Origin of the sequence: Pseudomonas sp. BF-RE-21, from assembly GCF_019947305.1 — a bacterium.
GTDB lineage: Bacteria > Pseudomonadota > Gammaproteobacteria > Pseudomonadales > Pseudomonadaceae > Aquipseudomonas > Aquipseudomonas migulae.
On sequence record NZ_JAGYGF010000027.1, the window covers coordinates 17,419 to 44,043 of the forward strand.

Sequence of the window (26,625 nt, forward strand, 5' to 3'; positions counted from 1 at the left end):
CGCGCCCCGCGAAAGTTCTACCGTTTTATGCCGTGGCGGTTTGCAGCACCTGTGGGTTGGCGTGGAAAAACACGTGCTCGCGGATCGGTCCTACCGCCACTTCACCGATTTCCTCGTAGCCCTGACGTTTATAGAACTCCAGATAACGCGGGTTCCCGGTATCGAGGACTACACCCTGGGAATGCTCATCGACCGCGCACCAGTTATGGACCGCCTGCAGCAGTTGTTCGCCGAAGTGCTTGCCCTGAAATTGCGGGTGAACCCCCAGCAAGGGCAGCAGGTGCACCGAATCGGACGGCACGCAGGCCATCACCGCGTCGTGGTATTCGAGGTAGCGGCGGGTGCAGCGAAACCCGGTGCTGAGCACCATCCGCAGGCGCCACGCCCAGCTTTCGGTGATGCCCAGGCGTCGTTGCGGCGGCGCGATCAGCGCGATACCGATCAAGCGGTCGTTGACCAGCAGGCCGATGGCCGGCAAATCCTGCAAAAAATGTTGTTTGACCAGTTCCCGCACGGTGGCGCGCACCCGCTGTTCATAACCGGGACGTTCGGCTTCGAAGAGGTAGCCGAAGGTCGGCTCGTGGCGGTAGGCCTGGTACAACAGGGAACGGGCTTCGCGGGAATAGCCGCTGTCGAGCATGTGGATATCGGCGATGACGGTCGAGGTTTCGGGCATAACGGTCATTCTCCCCGGCGCGGCTCGGGTGGCTGCGCTCTTATTGGTACGAGCGTTTGGGTGGCTTTACAGTTCCCCAGACAGGTATAGACCAAAGTCAGGATCTTCATCGACTGAACTGGCCTCTTCGCGGGCAAGCCTCGCTCCTACAGGACCGGTGCGCTACACAAAATATGTGAACCCGTAGGAGCGAGGCTTGCCCGCGAAGAGGCCGGTACTGCCAATGAAGATCTGACAGAACACAGCGAATCCCCTCACCCCACACTGGCCCCAATCCCACAGGTCAGCTAGCATCGCCCTTTTGCCAGGACTGCCGACCATGAAGATCGTCTCCTTCAACATCAACGGGCTGCGCGCTCGTCCTCATCAGCTGGCGGCGCTGATCGAAAAGCATCAGCCGGACGTGATCGGCCTGCAGGAAACCAAGGTCCACGACGATCAATTCCCGCTGGCCGAGATCCAGGCGCTGGGCTATCACGTGTATTTCCATGGGCAAAAAGGTCACTACGGCGTTGCCCTGCTCTCGCGCAAGGAACCGCTGGAACTGCACAAAGGTTTCGTCACCGATGAAGAAGACGCCCAGCGCCGCTTCATCTGGGGCACCTTCGCCGACGCCAATGGCGTGCCGGTGACCATCATGAACGGCTATTTCCCACAAGGTGAAAGCCGCGACCATCCGACCAAATTCCCGGCCAAGGAACGTTTCTACAACGATCTGCAGCACCTGCTGGAAAGCCAGTTCAACAACGAACAGCCGCTGGTGGTGATGGGCGATGTGAACATTTCCCCGGAAGACTGCGACATCGGCATCGGCCCGGACAACATGAAGCGCTGGCTGAAAACCGGCAAATGCAGCTTCCTGCCGGAAGAACGCGAGTGGATGGCCCGCCTGAAGAACTGGGGCCTGGTGGACAGCTTCCGCCACCTGAACCCGGACGTGGCCGACCGATTCAGCTGGTTCGACTACCGCAGCCGTGGCTTTGAGGATGAACCGAAGCGCGGGCTGCGGATTGACGTGATCATGGCGTCCCACGGCTTGTTGCCGCGAGTGAAGGATGCCGGCGTGGATTACGAACTGCGCGGGATGGAAAAACCGTCGGACCACGCGCCGATCTGGCTTGAGTTGAGCTGATCCCCCGGCTCAACGCAGCTCAACTGTAGGAGCAAGCTTGCTCGCGATAGCGGTTTGTCAGTCAACTTAAATGTTGAATGTCAAACCCACATCGCTGGCAATCGAGCGTCGACCGGCCGCTCCTACAAGGTTAACTGTCATCTTTCAGAAACCTTACTGACTTAATCTCCCGACACTTTCTTTGTTCTTTAAAGGTGCCGGCATGACGCTGCGCGTTTTCTTCCTGTTAATGCTGTGCGCCGGGTTGCCCATCACCGCGTCGGCCGCTGACTTGCCGACGCCCAAACAGGGACCGGCGCTGCGCATCCAGGGTTCCAACACCATTGGCGCGGCATTGGGCCCGGCGCTGGTCGAGGGCTTGATGCGCGAGCAAGGCTTGCTCAAGGTCCACAGCGAAACCCCGGACAAAGCCAACGAATTGCGCGTGGTCGGCGAAACCGCCCAGGGCCGCCGGGTTATAGTGGACATCGCGGCCCACGGTTCCAGCACCGGTTTCACCGCCCTGAAAAACGCCACGGCGGACCTCGCCGCCTCTTCGCGCCCGATCAAGGACAGCGAACTGCTGGCCCTGCAATCCCTCGGCGACCTGAAGAGCCCCGGCGCCGAGCAGGTGATCGCCATCGACGGCCTGGCAATCATCCTTCATCCGCAAAACCCGCTTAATCAACTGAACACCGAACAACTGGCGCAAATCTTCAGCGGCGAAGTGAAAACCTGGGAAGAACTCGGCGGCAGCGGCGGAGCCATTCACCTGTATGCGCGGGATGACCAATCGGGCACGTACGACACGTTTAAGGAAGTGGTGCTCAGTCGTCGTGGGAAAACGCTGAACAGCGCAGCGAAACGTTTCGAATCCAGCGAGCAGTTGTCCGACGCGGTCAGCCTCGATCCGCAAGGCATCGGTTTTATCGGCCTGCCCTACGTGCGTCAGGCCAAAGCCGTGGCGATCGTCGATGGCCAGTCCCAGGCGATGCCGCCGCTTAACAGCCTGATCGCCACGGAAGACTATCCATTGTCGCGGCGGTTGTTCTTTTACCTGCCGCCCAACGGCAAAAATCCCTGGGCTGAAGCGTTGGTGGCGTTTGCACAAAGCAGCAACGGCCAGGCCATCGTCGCGGCCAACGGGTTTATTGCCCAGACCGTCCAGGCGATGGCCGTTACGCCCAATGCATTGATGCCCGAGGGTTATCAGGCGCTCAGCCGCCACGCCCAGCGCTTGACTGTGAATTTCCGTTTCGAGGAAGGCAGCGCAACGCTGGACAACAAGGCCCGACAGGATCTGACGCGGGTGCTTGATTACCTTCAGCAGAACCAGAAAACCAACCGGCAGGTGACGTTGGTGGGGTTTGGCGATGCCAAGAGCGATCCGGCGCGGGCTGACCTGCTGTCGAAATTGCGGGCCATGGCGGTGCGGCGGGAGTTGGTGAAAAGCGGCGTGGTGTTTCGCGAGATTCGCGGTTTTGGCGCCGAGATGCCGGTGGCGGCCAATAGTGCGGATGAGGGGCGGATCAAGAATCGGCGGGTTGAGGTTTGGGTGTATTGATTGGGTTTTGTGTGTATATCCGTTGCTGCGGTAACGGCTTCTATTGGTTTCGCCCTTACGGCGAGTCACTTGGAGAAGCGCCAAGTAACCAAGCGCTCTTGCCCCTTTCGTTCGGTGGCTCGCTAATGCTCGCCATGCCCTCGCTCCGGTCCTGCTCCGTGGGCCCGCCGCCATCGGCCATCCATGGCCGGGGGCGGCTAACCCGGCATCCATGCCGGGTTGCCCACTGCGCAGAACCTGCGCTCGGCCTCTCGAGGGGGCGCTCAGATCAAAAGCTGAAGGCGAGCTAACGCTCGGCCTGATGAGTGGTGGGAATCAAAAGCAAACGCGATTCCCTGTAGGAGCCGGCTTGCTGGCGAAAATCGTCTGGGCAACGCGTTCATTCAGACAGCCCGCGTTATCGTTGACGTCCATCGCCAGCAAGCTGGCTCCTACAGGGGAAATGCATATGCATTTGGATAAATACGATCAACTGTAGGAGCCGGCTTGCTGCGGGCGGCGCTCCGACGATGGCGGTGGGTCAGTCACCCTCCTTTTCGACTGGACGGACGCCATCGCCAGCAAGCTGGCTCCTACGGGGAAATGCATATGTGTTCGGAATGTACACGATCAACTGTAGGAGCCGGCTTGCCGGCGATGGCGGTGGATCAGTCGACGCATTTATTGACTGGACGGACGCCATCGCCAGCAAGCCGGCTCCTACAGGGGAGCGGTGTACATGTAGGGAATGAGTGAACACATCAAAGAAGGACAACGCGTACAACTGAAGAGCCAGGTCGGCTTTCAGGCCGCCTCGGCGGCCGTGGCGGTAGTCGCCCCCTCGAGAGGCCGAGCGCAGGTTCTGCGCAGTGGGCAACCCGGCATGGATGCCGGGTTAGCCGCGCACGGCCAAGGATGGCCGATCGCGGCGGGCCCACGGAGCAGGACCGGAGCGAGGGCATGCCGAGCCTAAGCGAGGCACCGAACGAAAGGGGCAAAAGCGCTTGGTTACTTGGCGCTTTTCCAAGTGACCCGCTGTAAGAGCGGAACCAATAGCCGCCGCTACCGCAGAAATGGATATGTACTCCGACAAAAAAAATGATCGACTATCAGGCCGCCATCGCCAGCAAGCCGGCTCCTACAGGGGTTCCGGGGCCAGATGCTCAATCAGCCCAGCAGTTTCTCCAATTGCGCAACGGTATCCACCGCACCCAGCGTTTTCGCAGCATCCAACGCCGAAACCCCATTGGCATCCTTGGCCTTCGGATCCGCCCCTTTGCTGATCAGGTAATCAACGATTTCCACGCGATTGAACATCGCCGCCATCATCAACGCCGTGCGACCGTCAAACGATGCACCTTCCACCAGCGCACCGCCCTCGACCAACGCCTTGACCACCGCCAGGTCCCCTTTGAACGCCGCGCCAGCAATCGGGCTCTGGCCATTGTCGTTGCGGATTTCCGGATCAGCCTTGTGCTCAAGCAGCACTTTCACCGTGTCCACATGGCCGTGGTAAGCGGCCAGCATCAGCAACGTGTCACCCTTGTGGTTGCGCAGGTTCGGCGGCAGGCCTTTGGTCAGCAGCGCAGCCATCATCGCCGCATCACCCTCGCGCGCCTTGTTGAAAACCTGTTCGGCAAATTCGGCGGCTTCTTCGGGGGTCATCTGGCGGCTTTGATCGGACATTGGAAACTCCACTTACAGTTATTCGCAAAGCCGACAGTTTCCCGAGCGCCCCCGACACTGTCACTTGTTTTTTCTCAAGGCACGCCATAGCCACAATCAATAGCGGTACTTGCCGCCGTGAATATCCGCCAGCAATTGTTCGTCGACCTGCACGTAAGTGTCGGTTCCCGGCAACCAGGCATAGATCGGATCGTCGCCGGTTTTGCCAGGGTCGAAGGCTTCGTCCTTGAGCCGGGTCTTCTGGTATTTGAAGGTGCCGGTAGTCTCCATCTTCACTTTCACCCGCAGGAACAGCGGCACCGCATACGCTGGCATTTGCTCACGGGCGAAGGCCAGCAGCTCGCTGAAATCCAGGGTCGCCAGGGACTCGGCGGGCGTGATCGCCGCCATCCCGGCGCGCCCGTTGGTGTTGCGGACCTCCACGCCATAAGCCACGGCTTCGGAAATGTTCGGGTGTTGCAGCAGGATGTTTTCGACCTCGGTGGTCGAGACGTTTTCACCCTTCCAGCGATAAGTGTCCCCCAGGCGGTCGACGAACTGCGCGTGACCAAAACCGATGTTGCGCAGCAGGTCACCGGTGTTGAAGTAACGGTCACCCTTCTCGAACACGTCGTGCAGCACGACTTTTTCAGTCTTCTGCGGATCGGTGTAGCCATCCAGCGGCGCCTTGTCGTCGATCTTCGCCAGCAACAGCCCCTGCTCACCCTTGGCCACCTTGCGCATGAAGCCGTTGGCGTCACGCGTCGGCGCCCCGCTGTCATGGTCGTAGGCCGCAAGCTCCCAAGACATCAGGGAAAACCCGACGGTGTTGTCGAAGTTGAGGATGTTGGTGAAACCGATATTGCCGTCGCTGGCCGCGTACAACTCGCAGATGTGGTTCACGCCAAAGCGCGTCTTGAATTCGTGCCATGCGCCGGGGCGCAGGCCGTTGCCGATCATCTTCGTCACGCCGTGCTGGTTGTCCTCGGCGCTGGGCGGTTGATCCACGAGGTAGCGGCACAATTCGCCGACGTAACCGAGGGTGGTCGCGCGGTAATTGCGCACGTCGCTCCAGAACTGGCTGGCGCTAAACTTGCGGCGGATGGCAAACCCCGAGGCGCCGCTGATGGCCGAGCCCCAGCACACGCATAACCCGGTGGCGTGATACAGCGGCAAGGTGCAATAGACGATGTCCTCGGGGCGCATGTCCAGCGCGATCAAGCCGAAACTGGCCGAGCTGCGCATCCAGCGGCCATGCTTGAACACCCCGGCCTTGGGCAGCCCGGTGGTGCCCGAGGTGTAGATGTAGAAACACGGGTCGTCGAAAAAAACCTGCTGGCTGCTGGCAGGGTTGTCACTGGGGCTGTCGGCAATCGCGGTCATCAGGTTGATGAAACCGTCGGGCGCAACGCCCGGTTGGCGATAGGTGTCCTGGTCGGCGACGAACCAGGTGCGCGCCGCGTCGATCGAGACCCGTTCGCGCACTGCCGCAAACGCCGGCACCAGCTCCTCACCGATAATGATCGCTGCCGGCGCCACCAGGTTCAGGCTGTGGGCCAGGGTATCGCGGGTTTGAGACGTGTTGAGCAAGGCACTGATCGCCCCGACCTTGGCCACCGCCAATATGTTCACCAACAGTTCCGGACGGTTTTCGATGAACACCGCGACCACGTCGCCCTTGCCGATGCCTTGGGCAATCAGGTGATGGGCGATGCGATTGGCCCATTGATTGACTTGCGAGTACGTGAGCACCACCGCGCCCTGCAGCAAGGCCGGGCCGGCGGGATTGCGCAATGTCGCTTGTTCGAAGCTCCAGCCCAGGCCACACGGTTGGGTCGGGTCCTTGACGTTGGCGGCCTTCATGCCTTTCACCACCCGGGGGATGGCTTTGGCAATGGACGGCAGCTTGCGGAGCATCATGCCCCAGGTAATCGTGTCGTTCGTCGTGCGGCTCATGGGTGCTCCCGTTCGATCTTTTTATTGTCGGGCGACGGTGATTGAGCCCGAAAATACGTCAACGGTTCTTGAGCTGTACACGCGGTTTTTGAAATGTTTTGTATCCGCGAAAAACGCGAACCCGGAGGATGTGAATGGTTCCATCGAACCGACATCGACCCCGCAAAATGCAGGATGCACGATGGCCATTCATGCAGATTGCACGAAAGCAAAAAATTGGCTTGAAATTAACTTATTGATTTATAACGATTTTTAAAAAATCAGGTGCTGGCACAATCACTGCAACTAACTCTGCATGCTTGCCATTCAAGCGCTTACGGAGCTGATAGACATGAACCTGATCCAGGAAAAATTTTCGTCCCTGTTCTCCAACTTCGAAGTCACCACCCAGCCACGTCCCGACGGTGGCATTCTGCTGACCTTGCGCAGCAGTGAAGGCAGAGTCTTCAAGCGCTCGGTTTCCTACCAGCAGTTGCATGCCGGTGATCAGCTGTCGTGGGTGATCAGTGCGATCCGCCGTGACCTGGCCGAACAGGCCAGCGAATTGCCGCAGATCTCCATGCTGCAAAGCCAACAGCGCTTTGCGCTGCCGACGTATCACTCGGCATAAACCGTTTCAACGCCGCAAACCAGCCCTTGTAGGAGCGAAGCTTGCTCGCGAAGGCAGCGTATCAGTCAACATTAATATCGCCTGATACGCCGCCTTCGCGAGCAAGCTTCGCTCCTACAGGTTAGCGTCGTGAATTAGTACGCGGAAGGGTTGATCCGGGCGAAGCTGTCCACGGTCACATGCCCTGCCAACTCCCCGCCTTCACGCGCCAGTCCGCAGGTTGCCATACCCGCCGTGCGCGCCGCGTCCAGCTCTTCGACGATGTCCGACAGGAACAGAATCTGCGCCGCTTCAAGGCCGATGGCCTGGGTGATGCGCTGGTACGACTGCGCTTCACGCTTGGGTCCCGATGTGGTGTCGAAATAGCCGCTGAACAACGGCGACAAATCCCCCGCCTCGGAGCAGCCGAAGATCAGTTTTTGCGCCTGAATCGAACCCGAGGAATAAACAAACAGTTTGAAACCTTGCTGATGCCAGCGCTTGAGCGCTTCAACGGCGTCCGGGTACACGTGACCTTTCAACTGCCCGGCCTGATAGCCCTGCTCCCAGACCATGCCTTGCAACGCCTTCAGCGGCGTGGCTTTGCGGTCTTCGGCGATCCAGCCCAGGAGAGTCTCGATGACGCGCTCGACATCGGCGTCCGGCTCATGGCTATCCCGGCGCACGGCGTCCAGTTGCTCCGCCACATCGGCGCGCGCGGCGTGCTGGCGAACGAAGTCCGGCAGGTGTTTGGCGGCGTAGGGAAACAGCACGTCGAACACAAAACTCACCGCGCTGGTGGTGCCTTCGATGTCGGTGAGAATCGCTTTGATCGGCATCGACTCAGTCCTCAAGACGCGGGAAGCGGCTGGCGATGTCTTCGCCGGTGAAATTGGCCACCCAGCCTTCCGGGTTGTTGAACAGTCGGATCGCGACGAAATGCGGATGCTCGCCCATGTCGAACCAGTGCGGCGTGCCGGCCGGTACCGAGATCAGGTCGTTTTTCTCGCAGAGCACGGCGTAGACATAATCGTCGATGTGCAGGGTAAACAAGCCACGGCCGGCGACGAAAAATCGTACTTCATCTTCGCCATGGCGGTGCTCGTCGAGGAACTTGGCGCGCAATTCGGCTTTTTGCGGATGATCGCTGTTCAGGCTGACCACATCGACGGTGATGTAACCGCGTTCGGTCATCAGCTTGTCGATTTGCTCCTGGTACGCGGCAATCACTTCTTCCTGACTGGCGCCGGGCTGGATTTTCGCCGCCGCTTGCCAGCGGTCGAAGCGCACACCTTGCTCGGCCAGGGTCGAAGCGATGTCTTCGAAATGGGTCAGCACCTTGTTCGGAATGTCAGGGCTTGAGACATGGTAGACGGACAGGCTGCTCATCAGGGCAACTCCTTAACGGTTTAGGATCGAACGCGTCTTCAACTCGCACTCGAACAAAAATTCAAAGGCCTCGATCTGCCGCAACGCATCACTCATGCGGGCGCCCCAGGTGTAGAGGCCGTGACCGCGAATCAGATAGCCGACGCAATCGGGATGGGCTTCCAGCCAAGGCTGCACCTTGGCGGCCAAGCGCGCAATGTCCTGATCGTTGTCGAAAATCGGCACGCGCACCCGGGATTCGTGGGTCGAGATGCCGCTGAACGCCTTTTGCAGCTCGTAGTCTTCGAACTCGATGAAATCTTCCGGCGTCAGGCGCGACAGCACCGTGGCGTTCACCGAATGAGTGTGCAGCACCGCGCCGATTTCCGGCCGCCAGCTGTAGAGCTGTGTGTGCAGCAGGGTTTCGGCGGACGGTTTCTTGCCCGGTTCCAGACTGTTGCCCGACAGATCAGTGGCCAGCACATCGTCGATGCCCAACTGGCCTTTGTGCTTGCCGGACACGGTCAGCAAGGCTTCGTTCGCCGACAGTCGGGTCGAATAGTTGCTGCTGGTGGCCGGCGACCAGCCGCGGCCATACAAAAAACGCCCGGCGTCAATGATTTCCTGGGCGAGGTGTTCACGGGTCAGGCTCATGGCCGGTCCTCTTGCATACGTGTGGCAATGATAACGGCAGCCGCGAAGGCTGCCAGACTGGCAATACTAAAGGTGAACGAGGCCCCGAGGGCATTCCAGCTGTAGCCGGAGTACAACGCGCCCAGTGCGCCGCCGGTGCCGGCCAATGCCGCGTACAACGCCTGGCCCTGCCCTTGCTGGCGCGCACCGAAGCTACGTTGCACGAACTGGATGGCAGCGGCGTGAAAGCTGCCGAACGTCGCCGCGTGCAATACCTGGGCAAACAGCAGTACCGATAAAAATTCAGCGAGCGACCCGAGCAGCAACCAGCGCAGCGCCGCCAGCAGAAAACTCGCCAGCAGCACCCGGCGCACGGAGAAGCGCGCAAGGATCTTGCTCATGGCCAGAAACATCAACACTTCGGCCACCACGCCAACTGCCCAGAGCAGGCCGATCAAGCCACGGCTGTAACCCAATCGCTCAAGGTGCAACGTCAGAAAGGTGTAATACGGGCCGTGGCTCATCTGCATCAGCGCCACGCACGCGTAAAACGCCAGCACACCGGGGCTGCGCAACTGCTTGAGAAACCCGTCAGCCGCCAGTTTTTCACTCTGGACCGGTTGCGCGTTCGGCACCCACAGGCTGCTGACGACGATCCCGGCCATGATCAGCACCAACGCCACCGGGTAGATGTCGAGGCTGAGCCATTCGAACAAGCGACCGAGCGCGACCACGGTGATGATGAAACCGATGGAACCCCACAAGCGGATCTGGCTGTAACGGGACGTCTGCCCTTTCAGATGCGCCAGGGTGATGACTTCGAACTGCGGCAACACCGCGTGCCAGAAGAACGCATGCAACGCCATGACCATCGCCAGCCAGGCGTAGGTTTTGCTGACGAAAATCAACGAGAACGTCAGCAGCGTGCAGACCGCGCCAAAGCGCACGATGGCCAGGCGCTGGCCGGTGTAGTCCCCGAGCCAGCCCCAGATGTTCGGCGCGACGCAACGCATCAGCATCGGGATAGCCACCAGCTCGCCAATGCGCGCGGCAGAAAAACCCAGGTGATCGAAGTACAGCGCCAGGAACGGCGCTGTCGAACCGAGCAAGGCGAAATAGAACAGATAGAAACTGGAGAGCCGCCAGTACGGGAGCGCCGCCACGGTCATCAGACCGCAGCGACTGAGAGGTCAGCCATTAAAGCTGACCCAGCACCGGCGTGCTCACGCGCACATCGGCGTTCTGCCCGCGGTGACGCAACAGGTGATCCATCAGCACGATGGCCATCATCGCTTCGGCAATCGGCGTGGCGCGGATGCCGACGCACGGGTCGTGACGGCCCTTGGTGATGACCTCCACCGGGTTGCCATTGATGTCGATGGAACGGCCCGGCGTGGTGATGCTCGATGTTGGCTTCAACGCCAAATGCGCAACGATTGGCTGGCCGGAGGAGATGCCGCCGAGGATGCCGCCAGCGTTGTTGCTGAGGAATCCTTCCGGGGTCATTTCATCGCGATGCTCGGTGCCGCGCTGGGAAACACTGGCGAAACCGGCGCCGATTTCCACGCCTTTGACCGCGTTGATGCTCATCAGCGCGTGGGCCAGTTCGGCGTCGAGACGGTCGAAGATCGGCTCGCCGAGGCCTGGCATCACGCCTTCAGCGACGACGGTGATCTTCGCGCCAACCGAATCCTGGTCGCGGCGCAACTGGTCCATATAGGCTTCCAGTTCTGGCACCTTGTCCGGATCAGGGCTGAAAAACGCGTTTTCTTCCACCGAATCCCAGGTCTTGAACGGGATTTCGATCGGGCCGAGCTGGCTCATGTAACCGCGAATGACGATGCCCTGGGTGGCCAGGTATTTCTTGGCAATCGCGCCAGCCGCCACACGCATGGCGGTTTCCCGCGCCGAGCTGCGGCCGCCACCGCGGTAATCGCGTTCGCCGTACTTGTGGTGATAGGTGTAGTCGGCGTGGGCCGGGCGGAACAGGTCCTTGATCGCCGAGTAGTCCTTGGACTTCTGGTCGGTGTTGCGGATCAACAGGCCGATAGAGCAGCCCGTGGTGCGGCCTTCGAAAATGCCGGAGAGGATTTCGACTTCATCGGCTTCCTGGCGTTGGGTGGTGTGGCGGCTGGTGCCGGGTTTGCGGCGATCGAGGTCGCGCTGCAAATCTTCCAGGGAAATTTCCAGCCCCGGCGGGCAGCCGTCGACAATGGCGACCAACGCCGGACCATGGCTTTCGCCCGCGGTGGTGACAGTGAACAGCTTGCCGTAGGTATTGCCGGACATGCAGGACGCTCCGTGAAATGAACCTGAATACGTAATGCGCGCCAGTATACGCAGGCTACCCAACTAGTTCATCCTCGAACCTTATGGGTGCCTGCGAGTCCAACCGGCATCTTGTTCATGATGGCGTGATGATGCTGCGAGTTTTAGCCTTGAGCCTTACCTTGTTTACCGGCTTTGTACAGGCCACCGTCCTGCAACGGCCGATCACATTGGATACCGGCACCGGGGAGCTTTTCGGCTCGTTGTTGCTGCCAAAATCCGACAAACCCGTACCGGTTGTCCTGATCATTTCCGGCTCTGGTCCTACGGACCGTGACGGCAATAACCCCGACGGCGGACGCAACGACAGCCTCAAGCGCCTCGCCTGGGTGCTGGCCAAACACAACATCGCCAGCGTGCGTTACGACAAACGCGGCGTGGCGGCGAGCCTCGCGGCGACCCCCGACGAACGCAATCTGACGGTGGAAGCCTACGTGGCCGACGCCGAGGCCTGGGGCCACAAGCTCAAAAGCGATCCGCGCTTTGGCCAGTTGATTCTGCTGGGCCACAGCGAAGGCGCGTTGATCGCCAGCCTCGCGGCGCCGAGCGTCGATGCCGCCGGGGTGATTTCCCTGTCCGGCAGCGCACGGCCGATCGATCAAGTGCTGCGTCAGCAACTGAGCAATCGCTTGCCTCCTCCGCTGATGCTGCGCAGCAATGAACTGCTCGACAGCCTCAAGGCCGGCCGCACCGATGACAACGTACCGCCGCAACTTCAGGTGATATTCCGCCCGAGCGTGCAGCCGTACCTGATCTCACTGTTCCGCCAGGACCCCGCCGCCGCATTCGCCAAATTGAAAATGCCGGCGCTGATCATTCAGGGCAGCAACGACATCCAGGTCGGTGTCGGCGACGCCAGGTTGTTGCAGGCCGCCAAACCGGACGCCGAACTGGCGTTGATCGAGGGCATGAACCACGTCATGCGCATCGTGCCCAACGACGTCAAACGGCAATTGGCCTCCTACAAAGATCCGCAATTGCCGCTGGCAGCCGAACTGGGCACACGGATCCTTGGGTTTATTGACGGACTTCGCTCCAGTTGAGCGCTTTTTTAAGCGCTTTTTCCCTCCAGTCCTGAAAAAAACGGCCGATAAGCCTTTGTCGCCAGCGTTATGACTGGCGACAAGCTGAGCTTGGACAGGATCTCGCCGTTATGACTGATACCCCGACTTCACCCGACACCACCGCTGAAAAAGACGCACCGCCAGCGGTCGAGCTGCCGTGGGCGGACGTCCACGTCGAGCACCACAAGATGCTCCGCCTGGCGCCGTTGCAGACCGACCGCAACACCGGCGGGCGGCCACTGCGCTTTGTCGAATTCGGTTATGCCGAACGCAACGACAAGAAACACAGTCTGTTGCGCATGACCATTTCCCTGCCCGGCCAGCGCGTGCGCAAGGAACAGAACCACCTCGACGTGTGGGTCGACCACACCACAAAACGTGTGCATTTCGGACCGGAAAGCGGTTTGCAGATCGAACCGATGAACCGTGGCATCGGCCGCTACATGGCAGCCCAGGGCATTACCTGGGCGAAAAAGCGCTGGCCCGGCTACACCGTCGACGGCACCGACCTGAACAACAAGGACGCGCTGAACGAAGACACGCGCCTGCGCCGTGACCGCTTTCTGAAGGCGCATGGTTTTGAGGTGGCGTATGCCGACGCCCAGCATTTGAAGGGCAGCGTCAAAGAGGTGCAGGTCGGCGACCTGTTGGCCGACTGGAACACCGAGAAGTTGCAGCAGGTGGAAATTCTCGAAGCGGCGCAGATGCTGCAGCAGGCCGAGCAGAACCTGGCCGAGCAGGAAGTGAAGCTGAAGAAACACGAAGAAAAGGTCAGCAAGTACAAACGCGAAGACGCGGGGCTGCGTTTCACCATTACGTGCCTGGTGGCGTTTGCGGTGTTTCAGGCGGGGTTGTTGATCTGGATTGCCACGCACCGTTAATCGGAGGTGCGGCCATTCGCGGGCAAGCCTCGCTCCTACAGGTCATGCGCTAATCCTGTAGGAGCGAGGCTTGCCCGCGAAGGCGTCCTCAGGTCAGACGCGTGAAGCGAACAACGCCTGATGCTCCCGGCACTGCTGCGCCGTCAACATGAACACGCCATGCCCGCCGCGCTCGAAATCGAGCCAGGCAAAGTCGACTTCCGGGTACAACGCGTCAACGTGAACCTGGCTGTTGCCCACTTCGACAATCAGCAAACCCTTCTCGGTCAGATGATCCGCCGCTTCGGCGAGCATCCGTCGTACCAGGTTCAAGCCATCATCGCCACAGGCCAGGCCCAGCTCGGGTTCATGCTGATATTCCTGCGGCATGTCGGCGAAATCTTCCGCATCGACGTAAGGCGGGTTCGACACGATCAGATCGAAACGCTGACCCGGCAAGCCATCGAAACCATCGCCCTGCACGGTGTAAACCCGCTCATCGACACCATGGCGCTCGATATTCTGGTTGGCCACTTCCAGCGCTTCGAACGACAGATCCGCCAGAACGACTTCGGCGTTCTGGAATTCATAGGCGCAGGCGATACCGATGCAACCGGAACCGGTGCACAGGTCAAGAATCCGCGCAGGCGCGGCGCCCAGCCACGGTGCGAACCCCTTTTCAATCAGCTCACCGATCGGCGAACGCGGAATCAATACACGCTCATCGACGATGAACGACATGCCGCAGAACCACGCCTCACCCAACAGATAAGCGGTCGGAATGCGTTCTTCGATGCGCCGCTTGAGCAAACGCTGCAGTTTGACCAGCTCATCGTCTTCCAGATTGCAGTCGAGGTAGCTGTCAGCAATTTCCCACGGCAAGTGCAAGGCACCCAACACCAGTTGACGGGCTTCGTCCCAGGCGTTGTCGGTCCCATGGCCGAAAAACAGATCCTCCCCATGGAAGCGGCTGACGGCCCAACGGATATGGTCACGCAGGGTACGAAGTCGGGAAGTGATCACGGGGTAAACTCCAGAAAAAACGACTGGCGATTCTAACAGCCAAAACGCGTTACGACGACGCAGGAAAAACACCGGCTCAGATGTAGGACATATCCATTTTTATTGCTGGCTATTGAACAAAACGAGGATATTGACAAGGCTGCAGGCCAGTAACGACGGCGCCTACGATGGTAGCGATTCACAGAAGCGCTCAGCCAGAGGACAATGTCGCAAAAGCCCCACTCCAAGGAGCCCCAGAATGTCCGTTCCAAAAACGATGTTTCAACTCAGCGGTCGCGGTTATGCCGCCGCCAATCTGAGCCATGCGACCCTTGTCATCATCGATGCCCAGAAAGAATACCTCAGCGGCCCCCTGGCTCTGGTCGGCATGGATGCTGCCGTCGCGAACATCAAGCAACTGGTGAGCGCTGCCCGCGCAGCCGGCCGTCCTATCGTGCATGTGCGCCACCTCGGCACCGTCGGCGGGCTGTTCGATCCGCAAGGCGAGCGCGGTGAATTCATCCCGGGCCTCGAACCACAGAGCGACGAAACCATCATCGGCAAGTTGTTGCCGAGTGCGTTTCACGGCACCGAACTGCTGGACCGCCTGCAAAATCTCGGTTCCCTGGACCTGATCGTGTGCGGTTTCATGAGTCACTCCAGCGTCAGCACCACCGTGCGCGCCGCGAAAAACCTGGGCTTTCGCTGCACCCTCGTTGAAGACGCCTGTGCAACGCGCGATTTGCCCTACAAGGGTGGCGTGTTGAGCGCTGACCACGTTCAACAGACCGAAATGGCGATCATGGCGGACAACTTCGCCACCCTCGCCCTGACCCACGATCTGATCTGATCGACGCTTGATGAGCGGTTCATGCCGCCGCTCATCCGCAAAAGCCTCTCGTTCGCTGTAAATGTCATAGCCTCAGGAACATCCCGGTCAACTCCCGGTCGAAGGGCCGATACCCATTGAGGAAGGTCGGAATGAAGTTATCCGATGGTTTTGACGCACGCCGCTTGCGGCCCAAAGGCCAAAGCAACTGGCGTTTTCGATTCGGCGCAGCCTTTGCTGCCTTGCTGGCAACGTGCGGTGTGTTGCTGGCGATGGCCGGCGCCGCCAGCCTGCTGGGCCACCCGCCGGCACTCGGCGAGTTGAATGCCAGCCCGCTGGGCTCGGCAATCATTCTGGCGGTCGGTCTGTTCCTGCTCTACCTGGGCGTTTGGCTGTGGCGGCGTTGCCGTCGCCGTGCGCGCCAGTCGCAAGAGCTGAACATGTCCCCGCATCTGATGAAAAAACACGACTGAATTGACGGCCTGACATTTAGCGGGCCCCAATTGTTATCGGTCGTGTCTCGACTTGGGTAAACTGGCCGCCCTTCGCGGAGGCTGATATGCAAGACAACGATTTTTCCCTGTTCAAAAGCGCGATCCAAGGCGTCAAGCCGATCAAGCACGATCGCGCCGAAACCGGCAAACCCAAGGCTGACCGCGCGCAGATCGCCAAGCTGCGTCAAGCCGCCACCGTGCGCACCGATGCCACCACCGTTGACGGTCTGTCCGATCAGTTCGTGATCGACGTCGGCCCGGAAGACGAGCTGATGTGGGCGCGCGACGGCGTGCAGGAAAGCCAGATGCGCAAGCTCAAGATCGGGCAAATCCCCTTCGAAGGCAGCCTCGACCTGCACGGCATGAGTGTGGAAAAGGCCCGGGAAACCCTCTGGGCGTTCCTGGCGGAAGCGACCAAATTCGAAATCCGCTGCGTGCGCGTCACCCACGGCAAAGCCGTGCGCCTGGACGGCAAGCGGCCGATGATCAAAAGCCACGTCAACACCTGGCTGCGCCAGCATTCACAGGTACTTGGCTTCACCTCGTGCCAGGCGAAACATGGTGGTGCCGGAGCAGTTTATGTGATGCTCAAACGCACCATGATGGAAGGTCGCGACGAGTAAAGTCGTTGCGCCACGCTTGCAGCGTCGTATCCGCCACACCGATCTGGCTACTGGCTGACCACTCAGTGCAGGTATACCGACTTGCAATGATATGGGAGCTCCCGTAATACTTCGCAGATGGAATTTAAAGAAAGACTCAAAACAGCCCGCCAACACGCCAAGCTCAATCAGACCGAGCTTGCCGAGCGCGCGGGGCTGACTCAAACCTCAATCTCCGACCTCGAGCGCGGGAAATCGAAAGCAACAGCCTTTGTTGCCCAGATCGCTTCAGTGTGTGGCGTTTCACCGATGTGGCTGGCTGAAGGTGTCGGTGACATGCTTAAAGGGGTCTCCCCCCCTCCAGACATTTCAATGTCAGACATCCAGCCTTGGGACGACAGCACCCCCCTGGATGACGATGAGGTTTATGTCCCCTTCCTGCGTGAAGTTGAGCTGGCGGCGGGTTCAGGCCGTTTCGTGATCGCAGAAAACGACAGCGCCAGGCTGCGTTTCTTCAAGAAAGACCTGCGTCACAATAACGTGCAGTTCAACAACGCCAGGTGCGTGCGGGTGAGCGGGAACAGCATGTTCCCGGTACTGCGCGACGGCGCCACCGTTGGCATGAACATTGGCAAGAATTCGCTGGGCGACATTGTCGACGGCGACATGTACGCGATCAACCACAACGGCCAGCTCCGCGTGAAACAAGTCTACCGACTGCCCAGCGGGATCCGTCTACGCAGCTTCAACCGTGACGAGCATCCGGACGAGGACTACACCTTCGCCGAGGTCCAGGAGCAGCAGATTGCGATCCTGGGTCACGTCTTTTGGTGGGCGATGTATTCGCGGTGAACCGAGTTGCGGTGATTCGTGAGCGTCCAGTGCCATAACGTGCAATACAGCAAATCGACGCACATCCAAGTGGAGCCCGCCAAGCGCGGGCTTTTTTTTGCACCTGAAATACAGGCACAGAATAAAATATGGGAATACCCGTTTACAAAAAATATGGGAACGCCTATATTCGTATTCAAGCCAACGGGAAATCGATCGGAAGCTGCCAACTATCACTTCTGCCCATTCATTGAGTGGGCAGTGGGATGTAGGCCTGCATCAAACGCAAGGCTCACCAGAGCAAAAAGCGACATCAATGGACTGAGGTAAAAACCATGACTGTAGACATCAGCAACTTCACCATCGCTACCCCGCTTCCAATCTCCGACACCAACCCGATTGCGCTTGAGCTCATCGGCTGGCGCGCACTGCTCGAATGCCCCGACGTCATCTCAATGCTTGAAGATGGTTCGCTGCAGATGACGGCGCCGACGCTTGGAGCGTCCAGCAAGAGCACGCTACGAACTCGCTGTGAGTGGAAGGAGCCAGGTTACTGGCTGTTCTCCAGCGCAGCGGACCACTGGAACCGCCAGGAAATGCGACTGACCAAAGTCAACTCGCTGCAGAAAGTCGTGATTGGCCAAATTCATGTGAAGGGTTCAGAACGACCTCCGGTGAAGGTGTTCTGGAACAAAGGAAAAATCACCATGGGGTTCCGGTCAAGCTACCTCCAGGACGATCCGGTCAACTCGACGGTGTTGGAGAACGTACCACTCGGTGCACTTTTCAAAATCAACATTCACGCCAACTCGAGCGGCGCCGTTTCTGTATCGGCCAGCTGTAACGGCGTCAAATCCACTTCCGCGATCATGCGCCTCGACAACACTTGGGACACGAAGACGCTTGCCTTTCACGGCGGCGTGTACAACCAGATCGATTACTCCGACACCACCGACCCGCTAGACGGTTCTGTCTGCATCATCAGCGATCTGTCGATCACTCACGCCTGATAGACCTGCTCGGCCTGATGAGCAAAACAGGTTTCAGGGGAACATCACTGCTGCAGCCTGGCGACAGGCTGTAGCGGGATGCGGATAAAATCCGGCAGGCCTGCGCGACCGACGAACACTTGCAGGCCGCAACGACCGATTTTGGGCTTCGCGCCCGCTGGCAATACAACTGCCGTCACACATACGCTACCATGTGCCTCATGTCGGGGATGAACCCTGCGTTTTATTGCCAATCAGCTCGGTCGTAGCGTTCAGATGTTGCTATCGACCACGCCCGACGAATCAACTCCGGCATCGACCAGAGTGAACGGGCCGTTTGAAACGAGTTCGATTGGTACAACATTGGTACAGACAGAAACAGTACCCCTCTGAAACCCTTATGGAATCAGCCCCTGTGACACTGGAACAGAATTACACCGCGATTCTCGGCCAATTGGGCGAGGACGTCTCCCGCGAGGGCCTGCTCGACACGCCAAAACGTGCCGCCAAAGCCATGCAGTACCTCTGCCGCGGTTATGAACAGACACTGGAAGAAGTCACCAACGGTGCCTTGTTCAGCTCCGACAACAGCGAAATGGTGCTGGTGAAAGACATCGAGCTCTACTCGTTGTGCGAACACCACCTGCTGCCGTTCATCGGCAAAGCCCACGTCGCTTATATCCCGAGCGGCAAAGTGCTGGGCCTGTCGAAAGTCGCGCGGATCGTCGATATGTACGCCCGCCGCCTGCAGATCCAGGAAAACCTCAGCCGCCAGATCGCCGATGCGGTCCAGCAAGTCACCGGCGCCCTGGGCGTTGCGGTGGTGATCGAGGCCAAGCACATGTGCATGATGATGCGCGGTGTGGAGAAGCAGAATTCGACGATGATCACCTCGGTGATGCTCGGTGAGTTCCGCGAAAACGCTGCGACCCGCAGCGAGTTTCTCAGCCTGATCAAGTAATTCGCAGCAACGAAGAAAACCGGCATTCATCACCGGTTTTTTTTCGTCTGCGAAAAATCAGGTAAGCTGCGCGCCTTCTTTCGCCCCGTGAGGCTTGTACCGTGTTCGTTAAAGCGCTTCGTGTCGGCCTCGGCCAACTGATCATTTTCATCGACTTCATCACCCGTCCCGGCAAAAAGCAGCGCCCTGCCGCCGCCCAGGCTCAGGTTGAAGCGGCTGCCAAGGACCTGACGCTGTATCAGTTCCACGCCTGCCCGTTCTGCGTGAAAACCCGCCGCACCCTGCGCCGCCTGAACGTGCCGGTGGCGTTGCGTGATGCGAAGAACAACGAGCAGGATCGTCAGGTTCTGCTGGAGCAAGGCGGCAAGATCAAGGTCCCGTGCCTGCGCATTGAAGAGAATGGCCAGACCACCTGGATGTATGAGTCCAAGGTGATCATTGATTATCTGGACAAGCGATTCGCGGCGGCGTGAGGTTTGTGGTGTGGCTGACGGCCTCTTCGCGGGCAAGCCTCGCTCCTACAGGTTATGCATCTTCTGTAGGAGCGAGCGGTGCGGCGATCCGACTTGCCCGCGAAGGCGTCGGATCAACCACCACAAATCTCAAACAAAAAAAAACCGGCCCATGAGCCGGTTTTTTTATCTCTGCGATCAGGCCGCTTCCGCTGCCTGCGCCTGTCGCACCACCGCCGCCAATCGCTTCAACCCTTCATCCAGCCGCGCCGGATCGATGTGGCTGAAGTTCAGCCGTAAATGCCCCGGGTGATTGTCCGGCTCCGGAAAAAACGGCTCACCCGGCATGAACGCCACATCCGCCGCCAGTGCAGGCTTGAGCAACGTGCGCGTGTCCAGCGGTTGTTTCAGCGTCAACCAGAAAAACAGCCCGCCCTGCGGCACGTTCCACTCTGCCAAATCAGAAAAATGCGTTTCCAGCGCCGACTGAAACGCATCCCGGCGCACCCGGTAAAAATCCCGCAGTTCACTCAGGTGCTGCTGGAATTTCTCGGTACCGATCCATTGCAGCGCTTGCCACTGGCCGACGCGGTTGGTGTGCAGATCGGCGGACTGCTTGAGCTTCAGCAAATGCGGAAACAGGTCCGGACTGGCAATCAGGTAGCCGACTCGCAGCCCCGGCAACAGGGTTTTCGACACGGTGCCGGTGTAGATCCAGCTGGTCTTTTTCAAGCGACTGACGATTGGCCTGGCACTGCCGCCATCAAACGTCAGCTCGCGATACGGCTCGTCTTCGATCAGGGTGACGCCGAACTCATCCAGCAACGCGGCGACCGCATCGCGCTTGGCCTCGCTGTAGCGCACCGCCGACGGGTTCTGGAAAGTCGGGATCAGGTAGATGAAAGCAGGCTGGTGCTTTTCCAGACGCGTGCGCAGCTCAAGCAGATTAGGGCCATCGGCCTCCAGCGGCACGGTGATGCAGTCGGCGCCAAACAGTTGAAAGATCTGCAACGCCGCCAAATACGTCGGCGCTTCGAGCAGGATCTCGGTGCCTTTGTCGATGTAGAGCTTGGCCGCCAGATCGAGGGTTTGCTGCGAGCCGCTGACCACCAATACCTGACTCGCCTCACAGGGCACGCCCAGTGCTCGCGCCTCGGCGGCCAAGGCCTCGCGCAATTCCGGTTCGCCTTCGCTCATGCCGTATTGGCCGATGGACAGCGGCATGTCGGCCCATTCGACGGTCGGCAGCATGACTTCGGCCGGCAAGCCACCGGCGAACGACATCACTTGCGGGCGCTGGGCGGCGGCGAGAATTTCACGAATCAAAGAACTTTTAAGGCGCGAGACACGTTCGGAAAAAGCCATGGGGGGTCACCGGTAGCGAGGCCTGAGGAAAATGAGTCAAACTGGTTGACCGAAATTACGACAACCCGAACGGATACGTCAACATGCTTGACCTTAAAAATCCCGCCTCCCAGCAACAGGCCATGGAAGCGTTTTTCTTCGGCTACCAGGCGTTCACCGCCAAGGCCGACGAAATGCTCGAACGTCGCGGCTTGAGCCGGGTGCATCAACGCATTGTGTTTTTCATCGCCCGATACCCGAATCTCAGCGTCAAGGAGTTGCTGGCATTGCTCGGCGTGAGCAAGCAGGCACTGAACATTCCACTGCGCCAGTTGGTGGAAATGCACCTGGTGGACAGCGTTGCGTCCGAGACCGACAAGCGTAAACGGCTGCTGGAACTGACCGTGGAAGGGGCGCGGTTTGAGCAGTCGTTGCGGCGAGAGCAGGTGAAACTGCTGGAGCGGGTGTTTGCCGAGGCTGGGGAGACGGCGGTGAATGGGTGGTTGGCGGTGAATCTGGCGTTGGGGGAGAACCAACAAAAAAACTGAATCCTGGAAACCGCCTTCGCGGGCAAGTCGGATCGCCGCACCGCTCGCTCCTACAGGATATGCGCCGCTTTTGTAGGAGCGAGGCTTGCCCGCGATGGCGTCCTTACTGGCGATATATCCCGATCGCCAAACTTTTCGTCTACAAAATCAAAAACATTATTTGCATTATTTGTATACAAAAGCATAATCCACTGCGTGCGAGTTCCTGACCAAGCGGTCAACAAATTCGCGAATGCCTCAAAGGGCCGCTGCCACCCTCATGGGTCCGGCCCTGGAAATAACAATAAAACTCTTGAGGAGTACTCGCTGTGGAAAGCCGCAAATCCGAAGCCCCGTCGCTGGAACTCTCGCCGCCATTACGCAATGGCTGGCTGGAACGCATCTTCAAACTCAGCTTGCATGGCACCACGGTGAAGACCGAGTTGATTGCCGGTCTGACAACCTTCATCACCATGGCTTACATCATCTTCGTCAACCCCAACATCATGGCCGACGCCGGGATCGATCACGGCGCGGCATTCGTTGCAACGTGCATCGCGGCTGCGCTGGGTTGCCTGTTGATGGGCCTGTACGCCAACTGGCCAGTCGGCCTCGCGCCGGGCATGGGCCTCAACGCCTTCTTCACCTACACCGTGGTCGGCACCATGGGCTACAACTGGGAAACCGCACTCGGTGCAGTGTTCGTGTCCGGTGTGTTGTTCATGATCCTGACCTTCTCCAAGATCCGCGAATGGCTGCTCAACAGCATTCCGGTGAGCCTGCGCTTTGCGATGGGCGCCGGCGTAGGTCTGTTCCTCGGCCTGATCGGCTTGAAAACCGCCGGCATCGTCGTCGATAGCCCGGCGACGCTGATCAAGCTCGGCTCCCTGCGTGAACCCGGCCCGCTGCTCGCCGCCATCTGCTTCCTGATGATCGCCGTGCTCAGCTACCACAAGGTGTTCGGTGCGATTCTCATCAGCATCATCACCGTAACGCTGGCCGGCTGGGGTCTGGGCCTGGTGCATTACGAAGGGATCATGTCGGCACCGCCGAGCCTGGCACCGACCTGGATGGCCATGAACGTTGCCGGCGTATTCAACGTCAGCATGATCAGCGTGGTGCTGGCCTTCCTCTTCGTGCACATGTTCGACACCGCCGGCACTTTGATGGGCGTCGCCCAGCGCGCCAACCTGGTGAACGCGGATGGCCGCATCGAAAACCTTTCCCGCGCCATGAAAGCTGACAGCGCCTCCAGCGTATTCGGTGCCGTGGTGGGTGTTCCTCCGGTAACAAGTTACGTGGAAAGTGCCGCGGGTGTAGCCGCTGGTGGTCGGACTGGTCTTACCGCAGTGACCGTAGGTGTGTTATTTATTGCAGCCATGTTTTTCGCACCGCTGGCTGGCATGATCCCCGCTTATGCAACAGCCGGCGCGCTGATTTACGTGGCGATGCTGATGATGGGCGGCATGGCGCACATCGAATGGGACGAAGCGACCGACAGCATTCCGGCGATCGTCACCGCGATCATGATGCCGCTGACCTTCTCGGTCGCCGACGGTATTGCGCTGGGCTTCATCACCTATGTGGCGTTGAAAGCCGGAACCGGTAAATACAAGGAAATTTCCGTGAGCCTGTGGGTGCTCTGCGCGATCTTCATCGCCAAGTTCATCTTCTTGTAAACACAGGTACTCGCTTGAAAACAGCCTCACCCCGTCGGGTGAGGCTTTTGTGCAAATGGAGGAAAGTGATGAGTCTGGAAACCTGGCTGCTGTTCAGCGGCGCTGCGCTGGTGGTGATCCTGATCCCGGGGCCACTGTCGTTGCTGATGATCAGCAACAGTCTGAATTACGGTTTGCGTCGTTCTTACCCGGCGTTTTTGGGTGGCGTGATTGCGTCGATCTGCTTGCTCAGCGCTTCCGCGTTGGGATTGGGGGCGTTGTTGCTGGCCTCGGAACAGCTGTTCAGTGCATTGAAAATCGTCGGAGCGCTGTACCTGTTCTACCTCGCCTGGCAGAGCTGGCAGCAATCGCGCCAGCCATCGGTCGGCGCCGAAGTGCCCCAGGCTGCGCCGGTGCCACGTTTCCGTGCCCTGTTCGGGCGCGCATTTGTGCTGGGTGCGAGCAATCCGAAAGACATCCTGTTCTTTGCCGCGTTCCTGCCACAGTTCTTGAGCGCCGGGCAACCGTTCCTGCCGCAGTTGCTGGTGATGATTGCTACGTGGACGGTGTTGGATCTGCTGTGCAAATTGGCTTACGGGTTAGGTGCCCATGGTGCGGCGCGGTATCTGCGCAGTGGCAAGGGGCAGAGCTGGTTTAACCGGGTGAGTGCCGGACTGTTTAGCGGTGCCGGCGCAGCGTCGCTGTTGAGCCGTTAAGAGCTTCGCGGGCAAGCCTCGCTCCTACGGGTTTTATGTCGATCACATTTATCGGGAACGACACAAAACCTGTAGGAGCGAGGCTTGCCCGCGAAGGCGTCGGCACATTCACCACATTCCTCGGGACGAAAAAAAGCCCGCAGTGTGAGCGGGCGAAAGACCAAAGAAGCTATATGCGCAGTCGCTTCTCGGAGGCGACAGCTGCTTGGGGGATCAGCTGCCGCGGTACGTGGAATAGCTATAAGGCGAAATCAGCAGCGGCACATGGTAGTGATCCTGTTCCGCAGAGATGCCAAACCGCAGCACCACCACATCCAGGAACGCAGGCTCCGGCAGCTGAACGCCACGGGCGCGGTAGTAATCGCCCGCATGAAACTGCACCTGATAGACCCCGGTGCGGTAGTCATCGCCCTGCAGCAGCGGGGCATCGACGCGGCCGTCGCTGTTGGTGATTGCGCTGGCGACCAATTCCAGCTGCGAGCCTTCAACGCGGTACAACTCGACCTTGATCGAGCTGCCCGGGCAACCGTGTGCAGCGTCCAAAACGTGTGTAGTCAAACGTCCCATTGATTCTGCGCGCCTGCCTGCTTGGAGCAGTCAGACCTCGCGCCTCCCGAAGTCAGTTGAAAAGGAGACCGCACCGATTCGGAGCACGAAAAGCTGCGGCGAGCGACTGATTAAGACACTTTTCATAAAAATTGTACACAATAAAAACGACATTTTTGCAGCCAGCACCGCCATTCAAGGATTCGCAGTCAATCTGACGCCAAACCATGCGAGCAGCGGACCTTCTATCCATTAGCTGACCAACTGGGCAGGTTTCTTGCAGTAGCACTCCAAGATGACAGCAGATGAAAAATGCGAAAATTCAGGCTTACAAAGTGGATATAAAGTTGTATACAATCAGCCCATCGCTGTGACGCCAGCCTGTCATCCCATCGCCAGGCCGCCACACAACCTGTCAACGAATAAGAAGGAAGACTGCAGTGAGCGCTGACTACCCACGCGACCTGATCGGTTACGGCAGTAACCCTCCTCACCCACACTGGCCGGGCAATGCGCGCATCGCCCTGTCTTTCGTGCTCAATTACGAAGAAGGCGGCGAGCGCAACATCCTGCACGGCGATAAAGAGTCCGAAGCCTTCCTTTCGGAAATGGTCTCGGCGCAGCCGCTGCAAGGCGCGCGCAACATGAGCATGGAATCCCTTTACGAGTATGGCAGCCGCGCCGGCGTCTGGCGGATTCTGAAACTGTTCAAGGAATCCGACATTCCGCTGACCATCTTCGCCGTGGCCATGGCCGCCCAGCGCCACCCGGACGTGATCCGCGCGATGGTCGATGCCGGTCACGAGATCTGCAGCCACGGCTATCGCTGGATCGACTACCAGTACATGGACGAAGCACAGGAACGTGAGCACATGCTCGAAGCGATCCGCGTCCTCACCGAAATCACCGGCGAACGCCCACTGGGCTGGTACACCGGCCGCACCGGCCCGAACACCCGTCGGCTGGTGATGGAAGAAGGCGGCTTTCTCTACGACTGCGACACCTACGACGACGACCTGCCCTACTGGGAACCGAACAACCCGACCGGCAAGCCGCACCTGGTGATCCCGTACACCCTGGACACCAACGACATGCGCTTCACCCAGGTCCAGGGCTTCAACAAGGGCGACGACTTTTTTGAATACCTGAAAGACGCTTTCGATGTGCTGTACGCCGAAGGTGCCGAAGCGCCAAAAATGCTCTCGATCGGTCTGCACTGCCGGCTGATCGGCCGTCCGGCGCGTCTCGCCTCGCTCAAGCGCTTTATCGAATACGCTAAAAGTCATGAACAGGTGTGGTTCAGCCGCCGCGTCGACATCGCTCGCCACTGGCACGAAACCCACCCGTACCAAGGGGCTGCCAAATGAGCACCTTTCAAACCCTGAAACCCTCGACCCTGAGCCGCGACGCGTTCGTCACCGCTTTCGCCGACATCTACGAACATTCGCCATGGGTGGCCGAGAAGGCCTTCGACCTGGGCCAGGACGCTTCGATCGACGAGATCGAAACCCTGCACCAGCGCATGAGCGACATCCTGTTGAGCGCTGATCACGAAAGCCAGTTGGCCCTGATCAACGCTCACCCGGACCTGGCCGGCAAAGCCGCCGTCCAGGGCCAGTTGACCGAAGCCAGCACCAATGAACAGGCTGGCGCCGGTATTCACCAATGCACGGCCGAAGAGTTTTCTCGCTTCACCGAGCTGAACGACGCCTACAAAGCCAAGTTCAAGTTTCCCTTCATCATGGCGGTAAAAGGCAGCAACCGGCATCAGATCCTCGCGGCGTTCGAAACGCGCATTCACAACCCGGCAGAAACCGAGTTCAAGTGCGCGCTGGCGGAGATCAACAAGATCGCCCTGTTCCGATTACTGACCCTATAGCG

At 59.3% G+C, this 26,625-nt stretch carries 28 protein-coding genes and 1 pseudogene; 18 read left to right on the top strand and 11 right to left on the bottom strand.

The genetic code is table 11. The features are described from left to right. Window positions 1–25 precede the first annotated feature (25 nt). Window positions 26–676, bottom strand: coding sequence for a GNAT family N-acetyltransferase (locus tag KGB25_RS17970; RefSeq protein WP_008032790.1), 651 nt, complete (start codon window positions 674–676; stop codon window positions 26–28). 319 nt (window positions 677–995) lie between these two features. Here KGB25_RS17970 and xthA point away from each other — a divergent pair, with 319 nt between their 5' ends. Continuing rightward, entirely contained in the window at window positions 996–1,808 is an 813-nt protein-coding gene (gene xthA, locus KGB25_RS17975) for an exodeoxyribonuclease III (RefSeq protein ID WP_008032791.1), read from the top strand. 202 nt (window positions 1,809–2,010) lie between these two features. Further along, on the top strand, window positions 2,011–3,351 hold the full coding sequence (locus tag KGB25_RS17980) for a substrate-binding domain-containing protein (protein ID WP_223436102.1): 1,341 nt from the start codon (window positions 2,011–2,013) through the stop codon (window positions 3,349–3,351). A gap of 1,146 nt (window positions 3,352–4,497) precedes the next feature. Here KGB25_RS17980 and KGB25_RS17985 read toward each other — a convergent pair. Together KGB25_RS17985 and KGB25_RS17990 are read right to left on the bottom strand one after the other, a co-directional pair. Continuing rightward, the gene (locus tag KGB25_RS17985) at window positions 4,498–5,016 is read right to left on the bottom strand and encodes an ankyrin repeat domain-containing protein (RefSeq protein WP_008031507.1); all 519 of its coding nucleotides are present in this window, start codon (window positions 5,014–5,016) and stop codon (window positions 4,498–4,500) included. A 96-nt stretch (window positions 5,017–5,112) separates the two neighbouring features. Next, a complete protein-coding gene (locus tag KGB25_RS17990) occupies window positions 5,113–6,951 on the bottom strand; it encodes a long-chain-acyl-CoA synthetase (RefSeq protein WP_223436104.1) in 1,839 nt (612 codons plus the stop codon). A 331-nt stretch (window positions 6,952–7,282) separates the two neighbouring features. Between KGB25_RS17990 and KGB25_RS17995 the strand changes: the two genes are divergently transcribed. Continuing rightward, complete coding sequence (locus tag KGB25_RS17995; protein ID WP_008031503.1) at window positions 7,283–7,561, top strand: DUF3509 domain-containing protein; 279 nt, start codon at window positions 7,283–7,285, stop codon at window positions 7,559–7,561. Window positions 7,562–7,695: 134 nt separating this feature from the next. Here the strand turns inward: KGB25_RS17995 and mtnC are convergent, their stop codons facing one another. From mtnC to aroC, 5 genes are read right to left on the bottom strand one after another with little or no spacing between them, the layout of a single operon-like run. After that, complete coding sequence (gene mtnC, locus KGB25_RS18000) at window positions 7,696–8,379, bottom strand: acireductone synthase (protein WP_223436105.1); 684 nt, start codon at window positions 8,377–8,379, stop codon at window positions 7,696–7,698. A 4-nt stretch (window positions 8,380–8,383) separates the two neighbouring features. Continuing rightward, window positions 8,384–8,929, bottom strand: a complete 546-nt coding sequence (locus KGB25_RS18005; RefSeq protein WP_008031498.1) for a 1,2-dihydroxy-3-keto-5-methylthiopentene dioxygenase — start codon at window positions 8,927–8,929, stop codon at window positions 8,384–8,386. 12 nt (window positions 8,930–8,941) lie between these two features. Next, window positions 8,942–9,562 (bottom strand): methylthioribulose 1-phosphate dehydratase, encoded by a 621-nt coding sequence (locus KGB25_RS18010; RefSeq protein ID WP_223436108.1) that lies wholly within the window; start codon window positions 9,560–9,562, stop codon window positions 8,942–8,944. Next, the gene (locus tag KGB25_RS18015) at window positions 9,559–10,710 is read right to left on the bottom strand and encodes an MFS transporter (protein ID WP_008042787.1); all 1,152 of its coding nucleotides are present in this window, start codon (window positions 10,708–10,710) and stop codon (window positions 9,559–9,561) included. Before KGB25_RS18015 ends, KGB25_RS18010 begins: the two co-directional genes overlap by 4 nt. A gap of 28 nt (window positions 10,711–10,738) precedes the next feature. Beyond that, window positions 10,739–11,830, bottom strand: coding sequence for a chorismate synthase (aroC, locus tag KGB25_RS18020; protein ID WP_008031492.1), 1,092 nt, complete (start codon window positions 11,828–11,830; stop codon window positions 10,739–10,741). 83 nt (window positions 11,831–11,913) lie between these two features. On the opposite strand from aroC, the gene KGB25_RS18025 reads away from it, so the two are divergent. Beyond that, complete coding sequence (locus KGB25_RS18025) at window positions 11,914–12,912, top strand: alpha/beta hydrolase (protein ID WP_008042789.1); 999 nt, start codon at window positions 11,914–11,916, stop codon at window positions 12,910–12,912. A gap of 110 nt (window positions 12,913–13,022) precedes the next feature. After that, window positions 13,023–13,814: a hypothetical protein gene (locus KGB25_RS18030; protein WP_192419063.1), complete on the top strand. Its 792-nt coding sequence runs from the start codon at window positions 13,023–13,025 to the stop codon at window positions 13,812–13,814. Between the two features lie 93 nt (window positions 13,815–13,907). Here KGB25_RS18030 and prmB read toward each other — a convergent pair whose 3' ends face one another. Beyond that, the gene (prmB, locus tag KGB25_RS18035; RefSeq protein WP_192227315.1) at window positions 13,908–14,816 is read right to left on the bottom strand and encodes a 50S ribosomal protein L3 N(5)-glutamine methyltransferase; all 909 of its coding nucleotides are present in this window, start codon (window positions 14,814–14,816) and stop codon (window positions 13,908–13,910) included. 238 nt (window positions 14,817–15,054) lie between these two features. On the opposite strand from prmB, the gene KGB25_RS18040 reads away from it, so the two are divergent. The 8 genes and pseudogenes from KGB25_RS18040 to KGB25_RS18075 all read left to right on the top strand — a co-directional run bounded on the left by KGB25_RS18040 (window position 15,055) and on the right by KGB25_RS18075 (window position 19,974). Beyond that, window positions 15,055–15,645 carry a cysteine hydrolase family protein gene (locus KGB25_RS18040; protein WP_008031485.1) on the top strand — a complete coding sequence of 197 codons (591 nt, stop codon included), beginning with the start codon at window positions 15,055–15,057 and terminating at the stop codon, window positions 15,643–15,645. Window positions 15,646–15,776: 131 nt separating this feature from the next. Further along, window positions 15,777–16,097 (top strand): hypothetical protein, encoded by a 321-nt coding sequence (locus KGB25_RS18045; RefSeq protein ID WP_008031483.1) that lies wholly within the window; start codon window positions 15,777–15,779, stop codon window positions 16,095–16,097. An 86-nt stretch (window positions 16,098–16,183) separates the two neighbouring features. Then, a complete protein-coding gene (locus tag KGB25_RS18050) occupies window positions 16,184–16,741 on the top strand; it encodes a Smr/MutS family protein (RefSeq protein ID WP_008031481.1) in 558 nt (185 codons plus the stop codon). A 117-nt stretch (window positions 16,742–16,858) separates the two neighbouring features. After that, on the top strand, window positions 16,859–17,572 hold the full coding sequence (locus KGB25_RS18055) for an XRE family transcriptional regulator (protein WP_008042796.1): 714 nt from the start codon (window positions 16,859–16,861) through the stop codon (window positions 17,570–17,572). Between the two features lie 314 nt (window positions 17,573–17,886). Continuing rightward, on the top strand, window positions 17,887–18,561 hold the full coding sequence (locus KGB25_RS18060; RefSeq protein ID WP_008042798.1) for a polysaccharide lyase family 7 protein: 675 nt from the start codon (window positions 17,887–17,889) through the stop codon (window positions 18,559–18,561). Window positions 18,562–18,704: 143 nt separating this feature from the next. Then, window positions 18,705–18,933, top strand: a pseudogene (locus tag KGB25_RS30620) (site-specific integrase); the annotation flags it as partial. Window positions 18,934–18,955: 22 nt separating this feature from the next. Next, window positions 18,956–19,501, top strand: coding sequence for a GTP cyclohydrolase I FolE (gene folE / locus KGB25_RS18070; RefSeq protein WP_032832746.1), 546 nt, complete (start codon window positions 18,956–18,958; stop codon window positions 19,499–19,501). A 101-nt stretch (window positions 19,502–19,602) separates the two neighbouring features. Next, entirely contained in the window at window positions 19,603–19,974 is a 372-nt protein-coding gene (locus tag KGB25_RS18075; RefSeq protein ID WP_008042800.1) for a glutathione S-transferase N-terminal domain-containing protein, read from the top strand. 177 nt (window positions 19,975–20,151) lie between these two features. On the opposite strand, the gene KGB25_RS18080 is transcribed toward KGB25_RS18075, so the two are convergent. Continuing rightward, window positions 20,152–21,318: a PLP-dependent aminotransferase family protein gene (locus KGB25_RS18080; protein WP_223436110.1), complete on the bottom strand. Its 1,167-nt coding sequence runs from the start codon at window positions 21,316–21,318 to the stop codon at window positions 20,152–20,154. 83 nt (window positions 21,319–21,401) lie between these two features. On the opposite strand from KGB25_RS18080, the gene KGB25_RS18085 reads away from it, so the two are divergent. From KGB25_RS18085 to KGB25_RS18095, 3 genes are all read left to right on the top strand, one after another. Continuing rightward, window positions 21,402–21,845: a MarR family winged helix-turn-helix transcriptional regulator gene (locus KGB25_RS18085; protein WP_223436112.1), complete on the top strand. Its 444-nt coding sequence runs from the start codon at window positions 21,402–21,404 to the stop codon at window positions 21,843–21,845. Between the two features lie 308 nt (window positions 21,846–22,153). Further along, window positions 22,154–23,503 (top strand): NCS2 family permease, encoded by a 1,350-nt coding sequence (locus KGB25_RS18090; RefSeq protein ID WP_008031464.1) that lies wholly within the window; start codon window positions 22,154–22,156, stop codon window positions 23,501–23,503. Window positions 23,504–23,571: 68 nt separating this feature from the next. Continuing rightward, on the top strand, window positions 23,572–24,198 hold the full coding sequence (locus KGB25_RS18095) for a LysE family translocator (protein WP_008031463.1): 627 nt from the start codon (window positions 23,572–23,574) through the stop codon (window positions 24,196–24,198). A 213-nt stretch (window positions 24,199–24,411) separates the two neighbouring features. On the opposite strand, the gene uraH is transcribed toward KGB25_RS18095, so the two are convergent. Further along, on the bottom strand, window positions 24,412–24,765 hold the full coding sequence (gene uraH, locus KGB25_RS18100; protein ID WP_008031462.1) for a hydroxyisourate hydrolase: 354 nt from the start codon (window positions 24,763–24,765) through the stop codon (window positions 24,412–24,414). Between the two features lie 419 nt (window positions 24,766–25,184). Here uraH and puuE point away from each other — a divergent pair, with 419 nt between their 5' ends. Then, window positions 25,185–26,111 carry an allantoinase PuuE gene (gene puuE, locus KGB25_RS18105; RefSeq protein WP_223436114.1) on the top strand — a complete coding sequence of 309 codons (927 nt, stop codon included), beginning with the start codon at window positions 25,185–25,187 and terminating at the stop codon, window positions 26,109–26,111. Next, window positions 26,108–26,623, top strand: a complete 516-nt coding sequence (gene uraD / locus KGB25_RS18110; RefSeq protein ID WP_008042802.1) for a 2-oxo-4-hydroxy-4-carboxy-5-ureidoimidazoline decarboxylase — start codon at window positions 26,108–26,110, stop codon at window positions 26,621–26,623. Before puuE ends, uraD begins: the two co-directional genes overlap by 4 nt. Window positions 26,624–26,625: the final 2 nt, after the last annotated feature.